We start from the raw sequence: 12,901 nt of genomic DNA on the forward strand, positions 1-12,901 counted from the left end.
TTCTGGACGGGCGCCAGAGCCCGATCTGATTCAAAACCTCAATCCCGCGTCACCCGCAGCACTTCCTCGCGGCTGGTGATGCCTTGCGCGATCAGGCGCTCGCCGTCCTCGCGCATCAACTGCATGCCCTTGGCCAGCGCGGCGCTGCGGATGTCGGCCTCGGCGGCCTGGCCGTGGATTTGGGCGCGGATGGCGTCGTCGACCACCAGCAGCTCGAACACGCCGGTGCGGCCTTGGTAGCCGGTGTGGCCGCAGGCGTCGCAGCCTTTGCCGCCGCAGCCGCTGCAATATTTGCGCACCAGCCGCTGCGCCAGCACGCCCAGCAGGGACGACGAGAGCAAAAAGGGCTCGACGCCCATGTCGGTCAGGCGCGTGACGGCGCTGGCGGCGTCGTTGGTGTGCAGGGTGGCCAGCACCAGGTGGCCGGTCAGGCTGGCCTGGATGGCGATTTGCGCGGTCTCGATGTCGCGGATCTCGCCGATCATCACGATGTCGGGGTCCTGGCGCAGGATGGCGCGCAGCGCACGGGCGAAGCTCAGCTCGATGCGCGGGTTGACCTGGGTCTGGCCGACGCCGGGCAGCTCGTACTCGATCGGGTCTTCCACCGTCATGATGTTGTTGTGCGCCGCGTCCAGCCGCGCCAGGCTGGCGTACAGCGTGGTGGTCTTGCCGCTGCCGGTGGGGCCGGTGACCAGGATGATGCCGTGCGGCTGGGCGATCAAGTGCTCGAATTTTTGTAGCACGTCGCCCTGCATGCCGACCGACTCCAGGCTGATCCGGCTCTCGGATTTGTCGAGCAGGCGCAGCACCGCGCGCTCGCCGTGCGCGCTGGGGAGGGTGGACACGCGCACGTCGATGGCGCGCGTGCCCAGGCGCAGGCTGATGCGGCCGTCCTGCGGCAGGCGCTTTTCGGCGATGTCCAGGTCGGCCATGATCTTCAGGCGGCTGATCAGCGCCGCGTGCAGCGCGCGGTTGGGCTGCACCACCTCGCGCAGCGCGCCGTCGACGCGAAAGCGCACGCTGCTGTGGCGCTCGTAGGGCTCGATGTGGATGTCGCTGGCGCCGTCGCGTGCCGCCTGCGTCAGCAGGGCGTTCAGCATGCGGATGATGGGGGCGTCGTCGGCGGCTTCCAGCAAATCCTCGACGGCCGGCAGCTCCTGCATGATGCGCGAGAGGTCGGCATCGCTCTCGACCTCGCTCACCACGGCGGCGGCGCTGGATTCGGCCTGCGAATAGGCGCTGCTGATGCGCTGCGCCAGCGTCGGCGCGTCGAGCTGCTGCAGTTGCAGCGCGGCGGCGTCGGCGCCGTGCTGGCGCAGCACCTCGCCCAGGTGGGCGGGCTCGGGCGCGCCGTCGTGCCACAGCGTCAGCTGCCCGCCATCGTCCTGCAGCAGCAGGCGCGCCGTGCGGGCAAAGGCATAGGGCAGGGGGTAGCGCATGGCTACGGCGTGGTGCGCGTCAGGCTGGCGCCGGGGTCGCTGGTTTCGCCGCTGGCGGGCATCTGGATCAGCGGCGGCGGCGGGGCGGGCCGGCTCCAGCCCTGGCCCGCCTGCGTCGGCGCCACGGCCGGCAGCACCGGCGCCTGGTTGATCTGCAGCACGCTGCTGGGCTCGGGCTGGGTGCGGCCCTGGGCGGCGCGCATCAGGTCGTAGCGGCTGAGCGAGAACGCCTCGCTGTCCACCGCGTCGCGCACCACCACCGGGCGCAAGAAGACCATCAGGTTGCTCTTGGTGATGCTGCGGTTGCGGCTCTTGAACAGGTTGCCCAGCACCGGGATGTCGCCCAGGCCGGGCACCTTGTTCTCGCCCTCGGTATATTGGTCTTCCATCAGCCCGCCCAGCACCACGATGGCGCCGTCGTCCACCAGCACGCTGGACTCGATGGCGCGCTTGTTGGTGATGATGCCCTGTTGCGAGCCCACCGAGGTGGGGTCGACGTCGGAGGCCTCCTGGTAGATCACCATCTTGACGGTGCCGTTCTCGCTGATCTGCGGGCGCACGCGCAGCGTCAGGCCGACGTCCTTGCGCTCGAAGGTCTGAAACGGGTTGACGGTGCCGCCACTGGCGCCGGTGTTGGTGAAGCTGCCGGTGACGAGGGGCACGTTGCGGCCGACAATGATCTTGGCCTCCTCGTTGTCCAGCGTCAGCAGGGTGGGCGTGGACAGCACGTTGCCGGTGCCCGTGCTCTGCAGGAAGTTGGCCAGCGCGCCCAGCGTGAACAGGCCGTTGATGCGATGCCCCAGCCCCAGGTTCAGGCCTTGCGGCGGCAGCAGCATGTTCTGCGTCGACGGCTTGCCGTTGGCGAACTGGCCGATCAGGTTGACGAGGTTGTCGCCACCCTGCCCATAGTTGGTGCCGATGATGCCGACGTTGCTGCCGTCGCGCCGGCCCAGCAGCGCTTGCCACTGAAAGCCGAACTCGGCCGCCTTGTCGGTGCGCACCTCGGCGATCAGGCTTTCGATGAACACCTGGGCGCGGCGCTGGTCCAGCTTGTCGATGACGGCGCGCAGCTCGCGGTACACCGGCTCGGGCGCGCTGATGATGAGCGAGTTGGTAGCCGGGTCGGCCTGGATTTGCCCGCCGGTGGACGGCTGGTTGTTGCCCTCGGCGTCGATGCTGGGGCCGCTGGCCAGGCCGTTGCCGGCGTTGGCGCCGGTGGCCATCAGGTTGTTGCCGCCGCTGGGCCGCGGCGACGCGCTGGCGCCGCCGCCGCCACCGCTGGCGGTCGCACCACCACCGGCGTTGGCGTTTTGGCCCGGCAGCGCGGCCAGGGCGGCGCGCAGGGTCACGGCCAGCTTGGCGGCGTCGGCGTTCTTCAGGTAGACGACGTGGATGTTGCTGCCGTCGCCGGCGGCGCTGCGCGCGGGCGGCTGGTCGAGCTGCTCGATCAGCGAGCGCGCCAGCGCCAGCCGCGCCGGGTTGGCCGCGCGCAGGATGATGGCGTTGCTGCGTGGTTCGGGCAGCACCGCCGTGGGGTAGCCGCCGGCGTCGCCGCCGCCGGCGGCGGTGCGCACGGCGGCGACGGGCTGGCCGGGCGCGGCGCTGGGCGCCAGCGCCGCGCCGCCGCCGGTCTCCAGCAGGCGCGCCACCAGCGGCGCCAGGTCGGAGGCCACGGCGTGCTTGAGGGGCACCACCTCCACCCCGGTGGCGTGCGCCACGTCCAGCGCGGCGATGATGCGCGCGATGCGCTGCAGGTTGTCGCCGTAGTCGGTGATCACCAGCGCGTTGGTGCCGGGGTTGACGTTGATGGTGTTGTTGGGGCTGATCAGCGGGCGCAGCACCGGCACCAGGTTGTTGGCGTTCTCGTGCGTCAGGCGAAAGATCTGCGTCTGGATCTGCCCGCCGCCCTTGACGGTGCCGGCCGACACGCTGGCGGCCTGCAGCTTGGCCTCGGCCTCGGGCAGCACCAGCGCCATGCCGTCGTGCTGCACCAGCGCAAAGCCCTGGATGCGCAGCTGCGCGGCAAACAGCTCCAGCGCCTGCGCGGCCGTCACCGGCACCGTGCTGCTGAGCGTGATGGTGCCCTTGACGCGCGGGTCCACCACCACGTTGCGCCCGGTCAGCGTGGCCATGGTGCGCGCCACGGCGTCGATCTCGGCGTCGACGAAGTCCAGCGTGACGCGGCCGCCCGCGGCGGCCTTGGCGCCCTCGGTGCTGGCCGCCGCGCGGGCAGGCGCCGGGCCGGCGGCGTGCGCGCCCGCGGCCAGCGCCAGCAGCAGGCCGGCCAGCAGCGGGTGCAGCGAAAATCGAGCGGTGGAGCGGGCCATGGGCGGGGCGGTTCGGTGAGCAGGGGGCACTGTAGCAAATGGGGTCTAGCTGAACGAGAGGATCGCGCGGTCGCCTTCGCGCCGGCCCAGGATGTTGAGCAGGTTGGCCAGCTGCCCCTGCAGGCCGGGCGCGGCGCTGGCCTCGCCCTGAAAGCTCAGGCGCTGGCCGACCCAGCGGCCGCTGCCGGACAGGCGCAGGCCGCCGTCCAGCGTCGACAGGTTGACGCCGATGTCGCTGCCGCCGCGCAGCACCAGCTGGTACGAGCCCATGGGCCGCAGCGTGGACAGGCGCGAGGACAGCGCGCGCGCCGTCAGCGTGGCGCCGCCGTCCAGCTGCAGCCGGCCGGCCAGCCAGCGGGCCACCAGGCCCTGCGTGACCAGGTCGAGTTCGCCCTCGGGCGCGATGGTGTTGAAGGGCGTGCCCAGGCCCGCCAGCACGGCGGCCGGCCAGTGCGAGGCGCCGTCGGCCACCTGCAGTTGCACGCCGCCCCAGCGCGGGCTGACGCGCAGCAGCAGGCCGTCGGGGGCCGTGCAGCAGTCCAGCGTCAGGCGCGCCTGCGCGCCGCTCCAGGTGGGCGCCAGGCGCCAGTGCAGCTGGCCGGGCAGGGCGGCGCGGTCGCGGCTGTTGGCGCCGCCGGCCAGCGCCAGCCGGGCCGAGCCGGCCCACACGCGCCCGGTGGGCTCCAGCAGCTGCAGATGGCCGCTGCTGGCCTGGGCCACGGCGGCGGCCAGCCAGCGCGCCGGCGCAGCCACGGTGATCGTCAGCAGCAGGCCCAGCACGGCGCCCAGCGCGGCCCAGCGCCAAGCCGTGGCGGCTGCCGGCGCGCGGCGTGGCGTCACCGATGAACCTCCGTGCTTCGCACGACGGCGCGAGCCCCCTTCGGCGCGGGCGGGCGGGCGGGGGCTCATGAGGGCAGGCTGAGCGACAGCGTGCCGCTCCAGTGCACGGCGGCGCCCGGCGCGGCGTCGCCGCTGCGCGTCAAGCGGGCGTCCAGCGGCACGGCGCGGGCGCTGGCGCGCACGTCGGCCAGCCAGTCGGCCAGGTCTTGCGCCGGCGCCTGCGTGAGCGTGACCTGCGCGCGCTCGCCGGCCAGGCTGAGCTGGGCCGTGTTGCCCAGGCGCTGGTGCGTGGCGGCCTCCAGCGCGGCGACGGCGGTGTCGCGCGCCAGCCGCGGCTGCGCCTTCAGCGCCTCGGCCTCGCGCTGCCAGCGCTGCATCTGCTGGGCCTGGGCCTGCAGCTCGGCGCGCTGGGCGGGCGCGGCGCGCAGCGTGGCCAGCGCCGGCGCCAGCGCCAGCCACCACAGCAGCGCCAGGCCGAGCACGGCGGCGGCCAGCGCGAGGCCACGGCGCTCGCGCGGCTGCAGGGCGGCCCAGGCGGCGGCCAGGCGGGCGGCGGGCTGGTCGGGATTCGTGGTGTCGCTCATGGCGCGGCCCCTTCGCGCAGCACGGCGCCTTGCGCGTCGGTGTCCAGCCGGTAGCCCAGCGGGCGCAGCTGGCGGCGCGCCTGCTCCAGCGCGCTGGCCGACAGCTGCACGCCGCGCACGCGCAGCTCGCCCGGCGCGTATTCGAAGGCGGTGGGCACGGCGTCGGCGCCCGCGTGCTGCGCCCAAGCGCCCAGCATGGGGCCCAGGTCGCGCGGCGAGGCGGCGCCGGTGTCGCGCCGCAGGCTGGCCAGCTCGCGTGCCATCTGCACCGGCGCGTCGACCACCACCTTGACCTGCGGGAAGCTCTGCGTCAGCGCGGCGTCGATCTGCGTGCGGCGCGCGGCCAGCTCGCCGCGGGTCTGCCAGGCGGCGACGTTCAGGCCCACGATCTGCACCAGCAGCAGCAGCCCCAGGCCCCAGCGCGCCGCGCGCCAGGCGCTCGCGTGCCAGAACGTGCGCCAGGCGGCCCCCGCCTGGCGCGAGGCGCGGGCGGCGCCGGTGCGCGCCAGCTCGCCCTGCGCCAAATCCCAGCGCGTGGCGCTGGCCTGCAGCAGGCGCTGGGCCGGGGTTTGCAACGTGGGCGGGCGGCCCGCCACCTGCTCGGCCAGGGCGGCCACGGCCGGCTCGGCCTGCACCTGGGCCGTGGCCAGCGCGTCGCCCCCGCGCGCCTGCAGCAGCGCCAGCGTGCCGGCGCTCCAGGGCAGGGCCTGGGCGCCGCCGTCGGGGCCACCGGCGACCAGCAGTTGCGCGCGCTCGGGCTCGCCGATGAAGTCGAGCTGCAGCGCGCCCGGCTCGGGGCTGCGCTCGGGCACGATGCGCGCCACCGGCCGGCCGGCGGCGTCCAGCGCACGCAGGTGCGCGAGCAGACCGTCGCGCCGGCACACGGCGACCCAGGTTTGGCCGCCGGCGCCGGCGTCGGGGCCGAGCGCGAAGTGCAGTTGCTCGGGCTCGTCCAGCAGCTGGTCTTCGAGCAGGCCGACCAGGGTGGCGCGCAGCCGCGGCGAGCGCGGGCCCACGCCGCGCGGCAGCTGCACGCGGTGCCAGGACAGCTGGGCGGCGGGCAGCACCGCCACCACCTCGACGCCGCGCCCGGCGGCGGGCAGCAGCTCGGCCGACGCCGTGCCGTGCGCGCTCAGCTGCTGGCCGTCGGCCGACGTCGCCCAGGCGTAGGGCGAGGCGGGGCCGGGCGGCAGGGCGAGGATCAGCAGGCTCATGGCGGGATGGTCGATTGTAGGGTGGGGGTGGGCTTGGAAGCCCGTCCATGGGCCGTCTGGGTGATGCAAAAATCGGAGCGGCTGGCGCGCATCATCCTTGGCGTTTGAATCAGTTTGTCTTTGAAAGCCAGGATGGACAAGCGCCGACAGCTATTGTTTTTGCAGTCACTGGCCGGCGGCCGGCACCGTCAGGGCGCTGCGCGCGCGCCACAGCGTGCGCACCTGGCGGCCGCGCACGTCGGTGGCGCGCTGCACCACGGCGACTTCTTCCAGCGCCACGTCGTCCAGCCGCAGGCGGCCGCGGATCTCGAAGAAGCTGGAGTTGACCGAGGTCCAGTCCAGGCTCAGCTGGCCCATGGTCACGCCCAGGTCGGTGGCGGCCTGGCCCGGCGTGGTCAGGCGGTTTTGCGTGCGCAGGGCGACCAGGCGCTCGGCCTGCGCGCGGTCGAGCTCGGGCACGGCGGCGTAGATCACCTCGGCCGGGGCGGTGTTGAGGTTGACCGGCGTGGCCTGGTTGCCCGCCAGCGGCAGCACCGTGACGTAGGGGCGCAGCAGCGCCAGCGTGCGGGGAGCGAGCCCCAGCCAGGCCAGCTGCTCGAAGCGCGCGGGCAGCAGGGGTGCGTCGGCGCCGTCCGCCGGCGTGCCGGCCGCTGCCTGCTGGGCCCGCGCCAGCGCGCGCTGCAGGCCGCCCAGCTCCTGGCTGGGCAGGCCCAGTTGCTCGAACAGGCGGGTGAAGCGCGCCAGCGCGGCCAGCTGCTGCTCGCCATTGCCGGCCACCAGGTTCATCACGTTCAGGCGCGCCTGCAGGTCGCTGATCTGGCCCGAGACGAAGGCCTCGCGGTCGACCGCCGCGCTGGCCTCGCCGGCGGCCAGGAAGGTGGACAGGCGCGCCTCGGCCAGCGGCACGGCCCAGGGCTCGGTCAGGTCGTCGACCAGCTGGTTCTTGCGGCTGTCCTCGTTCAGGTCGCCCTGCAGGATCAGGCGCCCCCAGTCCAGCGCGCCGGTCAGGATCCAGTCGGACTGCGCGCGCGCGCGCTCGGCGCGCTCCACCTCCACCCCGCGCCACTGGCGCCACAGCGCGCCGGCCGCCAGCGTGGCGACCAGGGCGACGGTGATCATGGCCATCAATAAAGCTGCCCCGGATTGGCGACAGGCGATGCGGGCCTCCTCGGAGGGCGGCGCACCCGCAGCAGGGGAGCGTGGGGGCCTCATGAATTGCCTCCGAAATCGAGCCGCACCCAGTCCAAGGAGACGGGACCCGTCACCGCCTGGCCGGGCGCCAGCACCAGCAGCAGGCGCACGGCGTCGGGCAGGGCCTGGGCGGCGCCGGGGTCGGGGCTGGACAGGGGGTTGGTCCAGGCGTTGCCGCGAAAGTAGTGCAGCTGCCAGTTCAGCGTGGACGCCACGGCGGCGACGCTGGCGTTGGGGTTGCCGGGGTCGGCCGCGGCGCCGGCCTCGGCCCAGCGCGCGGCGGCGTCCCACGCCGCCTGCCAGGCGCGCAGCGACTGCACCGGCGCTGACTGCCAGCGCAGCCACTGGCCGTCGTCGGCGCGGCGCGCCCAGGCCACCACGCGCAGGCCGGCGGCGGCGTCGGCGCCGGTGCGGGTGATGCGCAGCACGCGCCCGTCCCAGGCCAGGCTGCGCTGCGGCGCGGTTGGGGCGGCGGCGGGCGTGGCGCCGGGGGTGACGGTGGGCGCGGGCGTGGCGGTGGGCCAGATCATCATGGCGTCCAGGTCGGCGCGCCACTGCGCCAGGCCGGCCTGCAGCGTCAGCACCTCGTCGGTGTGGCGCCCGGTGGCCTGCTGCGCGCGCGCCATGCCGTCGATGCCGCGCCAGGTCAGCGCCGCCATCACGGCCAGGATGGCCAGGGCGACCAGCACTTCGACCAAGGTAAAGCCACGCAACGTGCGCCGCTTCAACAACGCGGGCAGAGTGGAGCCGCCCGCCGCCGGGCCGCCCCAAGGCGGGCGAGGCCCCCTCGGGGCTAAGGGCTGCGGCTCCGGGCCTGCCTGCGCAGGCCTGGACAGCCCGAAGAGGAGCCGGCTCTGTCGGCTCCGCGGCCTGCAAGGCCAGCGCACCACGTGCAGCGGGGGAGCGTTGGGGCCAGTCAATTCCGCCCCACGATGGTCGAGATGCGCAGGATCACGAGGCTGCCTTCACTGACTGCCGCCTCCACGCGCCGGAAGTTCGGGTTGGGCGTGGGCCGCACCTGCTGCTGCACCTGGAACGCGCGGCCGCCCTGCTGGCAGGCGCTGGCGCTGTCGCCCACGCCGGGCAGCTGGCGCGCCAGGCGCAGGGCGATGAGCTGGTTGTCGGCGCAGATGCGCGCCAGCAGCAGCGCGTCCTGGCGCTGGGCGTTGTCGGTCAGCGCGGCGGTGGCCTTCAGGCCAGCCACCAAGGCGATGGCGGTGATGGCCAGGGCCACCATCACTTCGACCAGGGTAAAACCACGTGCAAGCTGCAGCTTCATGGTGGAACGTCCTCCACCTCGAACGGCCGCAGCCCGTCCGTGGCCACGCGCAGCGGCGGCGTGGCGCTGCCGGTCAGCTGCAGCACGATGGCCTGCGCGGGGATGATGGGGTCGGGGCCCAGCGTGACCGGGGCGTTGCCGACGGCCCGGGTGCGCGCGTCCAGCCAGCCGCTGGGCAGGGGCGGCGCGGTGGCGGGCAGGCCGTCGAAGGCGAAGCCGCTGGCCGTGGGGCGCCACTGCACCGGCACGCCGGCTACGCGCGACTGGGCGCGGGCCGATTCGAGCAGCGCGGCCAGCCGCGCGCCGTCGCGTGCCAGGACGTTGCGGTCGCCGTCGGGCAGGGCCAGGCTGACCAGGGCCGTGCCGAGCGCGACGATGGCGAGCACCACCATCAGCTCGATCAGGGTAAAGCCGCGCCGGCATTGCAAGCAAAATCGGCCTGTAGCGCTTATGGAACAAGCGCGATCAGCTATCAAAAACATAGTAATCCGCTCAAGCCCTGGCACGCGCGGGCGCAGCGGCGGCGCCTACTGCCAGCTGCCGATGTCGGCGTTCTTGCCCTCGCCGCCGCTCACGCCGTCGGCGCCGAAGCTCATCACGTCGACCTCGCCCTTGATGCCGGGGTTGAGGTACTGGTAGGGCCGGCCCCAGGGGTCGTTGGGCAGTTTGTCGAGGTAGGGGCGCCAGTTGGGCGGCACCGGCGGCGTGGTCGGCTTGGTCACCAGCGCCTGCAGGCCCTGCTCGGCAGTGGGAAAGGCGTGGTTGTCCAGCTTGTACAGCTTGAGCGCCTGCATCAGGTTGTTGACGTCGGTGCGCGCGGCGGTGGCGCGCGCGTCGTCGGTGCGGTCCAGCACGTTGGGCACGATCAGCGCCGCCAGCACGCCGATGATGACCAGCACCACCATCAGCTCGATCAGCGTGAAGCCGGCGGCGCGGCGCCAGCGGGTGGCGAGGGGGGCAACGGTCATGGAAGGCAGGCGCAAGCGCGAATGGCGAAGGTGGCTTCAATGATAATCGCCGCCATGTCCTCGTCTCGCCTTGCACCCCGCCTGCCGGTGGCCCTGGTCACGACGGTGCTGTGGGCGCTGGCCGCCGGCAGCGCCGCGGGGTGGGCGCTGCAGTGGGGCGGGGCGCAGCGGCCGGTGGACGTGCCCGTGGCCGGCACCGCACCCGCCGCCGCGCCGGCGCTGGACGTGGCGGCGGTGGCGCGCGCGCTGGGCGCGCAGCCCAGCGCCGCCGCGCCGGCCGACCCCGACCTGGCCGGGCGGCTGGCGCTGCGCGGCGTGCTGACGCACGGCGCGGGCGGCGCGGCCCTGATCGCGCTGGACGGCCAGCCGGCCAGGCCGCTGCGCGTGGGCGCCACGCTGGACGGGCTGGAAGGCGGCTGGACGCTGCGCTCGGTCACGCCGTCCGCCGCCGTGCTGGCGGCCAAGGGGCGCGAGCTGCGGCTGGAGCTGCCGCTGCCCGACGAGCGCCCGCGGTCGACGGCGGCACCCTTGCCGCGCCCGGTGGCGACGCCCGTGCCGCGGCCGGTGGTGGCGCCGAGCGTTGCAACGCCCTATCCGGGCATGGGCGTGAACCTGCCGCAGCGCTGATCGGCTCGAAGCGTCAGGCCTGCAGGAACAGGCGGTAGGCCGGATTGGCCGTTTCTTCCACCCACGGATAGCCCAGCTCGGCCAGGAAGCGCGTGAAGGCCGCGTTGTTGGCGGCGGGCACCTGCAGGCCGACCAGGATCTGGCCGTAGTCGGCGCCCTGGTGGCGGTAGTGAAAGAGCGAGATGTTCCAGCTCGGCTTCATCCCGCTCAGGAACTTGAACAGCGCCCCCGGCCGCTCGGGAAACAAAAAGCGCAGCAGCCGCTCGTCGCGCGCCAGCGGCGAGCGCCCGCCGATCATGTAGCGCACGTGCTCCTTGGCCAGCTCGTCGTGCGTCAGGTCGAGCGCGTCGAAGCCCGCGCGCTGCAACGTGCTGGCGATCTTGGGCGACTCGCCCTTGGCCACCGTGGTCAGGCCGACGAACACGTGGGCCTTGCCGCCCTGTGCGGCGTTGGTGATGCGGTAGCTGAACTCGGTCACGTTGCGCGGCCCGCCGGGCAGCTGGCCGATCAGCTCGCACAGGCGGCGAAAGCTGCCGCGCTCCTCCGGGATGGTGACGGCCAGCAGGGCCTCGCGCTCCTCGCCCACCTCGGCGCGGTCGGCGACGAAGCGCAGGCGGTCGAAGTTCATGTTGGCGCCCGACAGGATGGCGGCGTAGGTCTCGCCCTTGCTCTTGTGCGTGGCCACGTACTGCTTGACGGCGGCCACCGCCATGGCGCCCGAGGGCTCGACGATGCTGCGCGTGTCGATGAAGACATCGCGAATGGCCGCGCACACGGCGTCGATGTCGACGCGGATGAACTCGTCCACCAGCGTGCGCGCGATGCGGAAGGTCTCGGCGCCCACCTGCTTGACGGCGGTGCCGTCGGCAAACAGCCCCACGTCGGGCAACGCCACGCGCTGGCCGCTGGCCACCGACTGCGCCATGGCGTCCGAGTCGCTCATCTGCACGCCGATGATCCTGACCTCGGGCCGTACCGCCTTGATGTAGCCGGCCACGCCGCTGATCAGCCCGCCGCCGCCGATGGCCACGAACACGGCATCCAGCGGCCCCTGGTGCTGGCGCAGGATCTCCATGCCGATGGTGCCCTGGCCGGCAATCACCAGCGGGTCGTCGAAGGGGTGCACGAAGGTCAGGCCCTGCTCGGCCTGCAGCTTGACCGAGTGCTCATAGGCGTCGGAATAGCTGTCGCCCACCAGCACCACCTCGCCGCCCAGCGCGCGCACGGCGTCGACCTTGACCTGCGGCGTGGTGACGGGCATCACGATTACGGCGCGCGCGCCCAGCTTGTGCGCCGCCAGCGCCACGCCCTGGGCGTGGTTGCCGGCGCTGGCGCAGATCACGCCGGCCTTGAGCTGCTCGGGTGTCAGGTGCGCCATCTTGTTGTAGGCGCCGCGCAGCTTGAAGCTGAACACCGGCTGCTGGTCCTCGCGCTTGAGCAGCACCTTGTTGTGCAGCCGGCGGCTGAGCACCTTGGCGGGCGTCAGGTCGGACTCGATGGCCACGTCGTACACGCGCGCCGTCAGCACCTGCTTGAGGTAGTCGGTGTGGGACAGCGGGGTGGCAGAGGCGGCGGAAGGGGCAGCAGGCATGGTGCGGACGGGCGAAAAAGCGAACCCGCCATCATAAGGAGCGCGCCGCAAACCCGCCCGCCGCTCATGCTGCATAGCAGCAAAATATTCCCCTGTGTGCCCCCGCTGCGCGTGGTGCGCTGCCCCCAAGGGGCGTTTTGCCTTGCGGCGGTCGGGTGGCAAAAAAAAGCCCCGAACCGCGAGGCTCAGGGCTTAATCCACCGTTTGAAGGGGTGGAGGAGACAATCGGCGCCAGCGATTTCGCGCTGGCATGGGCGTAGTCTACACGAAAAGCACGATCGTGCGCGAATCATGTTGCGCTGCAGCATCAAACGCGGCCGAGGGGCCATCCCGCTACACTGAGGGCCCGACTTTCAACAAGGTGCATCAACGTGGAATGCCAAGTCACCTGGACCGGCGCGGCGGGCGCGCGCTCGGGCATGGGCTTCGTGGCCGAGACCGGCTCGGGCCACATCATCGCCATGGACGGCGCGCCCGATGCGGCCCACCCCGGGCAGGGTGGCCAGAACTTGGCGCCGCGCCCGATGGAAACCGTGCTGGCCGGCGCCGGCGGCTGCACCGCCTACGACGTGGTGCTGATCCTGCAGCGCGGCCGCCACGACGTGCGCGGTTGCAGCGTGCGCCTGACCAGCGAGCGCGCGGCGCAAGACCCCAAGGTGTTCACGCGCATCCACATGCATTTCACCGTCACCGGCAAGGCGGTGCCGGTGGCCGCGGTGGAGCGCGCCATTGCGCTGAGTCATGAAAAATACTGCTCGGCCTCGATCATGCTCGGCAAGACGGCCGCGATCACGACCTCGTTCGACGTTGTCGAGCTGACGTGATCCGTCGGGTGCGGTGA

Annotated in this window: 13 protein-coding genes; 2 read left to right on the forward strand and 11 right to left on the reverse strand. The window is 73.1% G+C overall.

All coding sequences use genetic code 11. From position 1 onward, the window contains the following. Window positions 1-38 precede the first annotated feature (38 nt). The 10 genes from ACWHMB_RS04215 to gspG form a co-directional block, all read right to left on the reverse strand. On the reverse strand, window positions 39-1,439 hold the full coding sequence (locus ACWHMB_RS04215; RefSeq protein WP_377482548.1) for a GspE/PulE family protein: 1,401 nt from the start codon (window positions 1,437-1,439) through the stop codon (window positions 39-41). A 2-nt stretch (window positions 1,440-1,441) separates the two neighbouring features. After that, a complete protein-coding gene (gspD, locus tag ACWHMB_RS04220; protein ID WP_377482550.1) occupies window positions 1,442-3,766 on the reverse strand; it encodes a type II secretion system secretin GspD in 2,325 nt (774 codons plus the stop codon). Window positions 3,767-3,811: 45 nt separating this feature from the next. Then, complete coding sequence (gene gspN / locus ACWHMB_RS04225) at window positions 3,812-4,675, reverse strand: type II secretion system protein N (protein WP_447648444.1); 864 nt, start codon at window positions 4,673-4,675, stop codon at window positions 3,812-3,814. Further along, entirely contained in the window at window positions 4,672-5,190 is a 519-nt protein-coding gene (gene gspM / locus ACWHMB_RS04230) for a type II secretion system protein GspM (RefSeq protein WP_377482554.1), read from the reverse strand. The genes gspN and gspM overlap by 4 nt, the downstream gene beginning before the upstream one ends. Further along, entirely contained in the window at window positions 5,187-6,404 is a 1,218-nt protein-coding gene (gene gspL, locus ACWHMB_RS04235; protein ID WP_377482555.1) for a type II secretion system protein GspL, read from the reverse strand. The genes gspM and gspL overlap by 4 nt, the downstream gene beginning before the upstream one ends. 165 nt (window positions 6,405-6,569) lie before the next feature. After that, complete coding sequence (gene gspK, locus ACWHMB_RS04240; protein ID WP_377482556.1) at window positions 6,570-7,616, reverse strand: type II secretion system minor pseudopilin GspK; 1,047 nt, start codon at window positions 7,614-7,616, stop codon at window positions 6,570-6,572. After that, window positions 7,613-8,326, reverse strand: a complete 714-nt coding sequence (locus tag ACWHMB_RS04245; RefSeq protein WP_377482557.1) for a PulJ/GspJ family protein — start codon at window positions 8,324-8,326, stop codon at window positions 7,613-7,615. Before ACWHMB_RS04245 ends, gspK begins: the two co-directional genes overlap by 4 nt. 185 nt (window positions 8,327-8,511) lie before the next feature. Beyond that, entirely contained in the window at window positions 8,512-8,874 is a 363-nt protein-coding gene (gspI, locus tag ACWHMB_RS04250) for a type II secretion system minor pseudopilin GspI (protein WP_293222350.1), read from the reverse strand. Then, complete coding sequence (locus ACWHMB_RS04255) at window positions 8,871-9,302, reverse strand: prepilin-type N-terminal cleavage/methylation domain-containing protein (protein ID WP_377482559.1); 432 nt, start codon at window positions 9,300-9,302, stop codon at window positions 8,871-8,873. Before ACWHMB_RS04255 ends, gspI begins: the two co-directional genes overlap by 4 nt. Before the next feature lie 99 nt (window positions 9,303-9,401). Then, a complete protein-coding gene (gene gspG / locus ACWHMB_RS04260) occupies window positions 9,402-9,842 on the reverse strand; it encodes a type II secretion system major pseudopilin GspG (RefSeq protein ID WP_377482561.1) in 441 nt (146 codons plus the stop codon). A gap of 54 nt (window positions 9,843-9,896) precedes the next feature. Between gspG and ACWHMB_RS04265 the strand changes: the two genes are divergently transcribed. Continuing rightward, window positions 9,897-10,469, forward strand: coding sequence for a type II secretion system protein N (locus tag ACWHMB_RS04265; RefSeq protein ID WP_377482563.1), 573 nt, complete (start codon window positions 9,897-9,899; stop codon window positions 10,467-10,469). A 13-nt stretch (window positions 10,470-10,482) separates the two neighbouring features. Here the strand turns inward: ACWHMB_RS04265 and ilvA are convergent, their stop codons facing one another. After that, a complete protein-coding gene (gene ilvA / locus ACWHMB_RS04270) occupies window positions 10,483-12,060 on the reverse strand; it encodes a threonine ammonia-lyase, biosynthetic (RefSeq protein WP_447648445.1) in 1,578 nt (525 codons plus the stop codon). 371 nt (window positions 12,061-12,431) lie between these two features. Between ilvA and ACWHMB_RS04275 the strand changes: the two genes are divergently transcribed. After that, a complete protein-coding gene (locus tag ACWHMB_RS04275; RefSeq protein WP_377482567.1) occupies window positions 12,432-12,884 on the forward strand; it encodes an OsmC family protein in 453 nt (150 codons plus the stop codon). The last annotated feature ends 17 nt before the right edge of the window (window positions 12,885-12,901 follow it).

The sequence above is a fragment of the Ottowia pentelensis genome, assembly GCF_964341695.1.

What these genes read in the sequence shown, in the direction of transcription:
- ACWHMB_RS04215 (WP_377482548.1), bottom strand. Translation starts at nt 1,439, where the DNA reads ATGCGCTACCCCCTGCCCTATGCCTTTGCCCGCACGGCGCGCCTGCTG.
- gspD (WP_377482550.1), bottom strand. Translation starts at nt 3,766, where the DNA reads ATGGCCCGCTCCACCGCTCGATTTTCGCTGCACCCGCTGCTGGCCGGC.
- gspN (WP_447648444.1), bottom strand. Translation starts at nt 4,675, where the DNA reads ATGAGCCCCCGCCCGCCCGCCCGCGCCGAAGGGGGCTCGCGCCGTCGT.
- gspM (WP_377482554.1), bottom strand. Translation starts at nt 5,190, where the DNA reads ATGAGCGACACCACGAATCCCGACCAGCCCGCCGCCCGCCTGGCCGCC.
- gspL (WP_377482555.1), bottom strand. Translation starts at nt 6,404, where the DNA reads ATGAGCCTGCTGATCCTCGCCCTGCCGCCCGGCCCCGCCTCGCCCTAC.
- gspK (WP_377482556.1), bottom strand. Translation starts at nt 7,616, where the DNA reads ATGAGGCCCCCACGCTCCCCTGCTGCGGGTGCGCCGCCCTCCGAGGAG.
- gspI (WP_293222350.1), bottom strand. Translation starts at nt 8,874, where the DNA reads ATGAAGCTGCAGCTTGCACGTGGTTTTACCCTGGTCGAAGTGATGGTG.
- gspG (WP_377482561.1), bottom strand. Translation starts at nt 9,842, where the DNA reads ATGACCGTTGCCCCCCTCGCCACCCGCTGGCGCCGCGCCGCCGGCTTC.
- ACWHMB_RS04265 (WP_377482563.1), top strand. Translation starts at nt 9,897, where the DNA reads ATGTCCTCGTCTCGCCTTGCACCCCGCCTGCCGGTGGCCCTGGTCACG.
- ilvA (WP_447648445.1), bottom strand. Translation starts at nt 12,060, where the DNA reads ATGCCTGCTGCCCCTTCCGCCGCCTCTGCCACCCCGCTGTCCCACACC.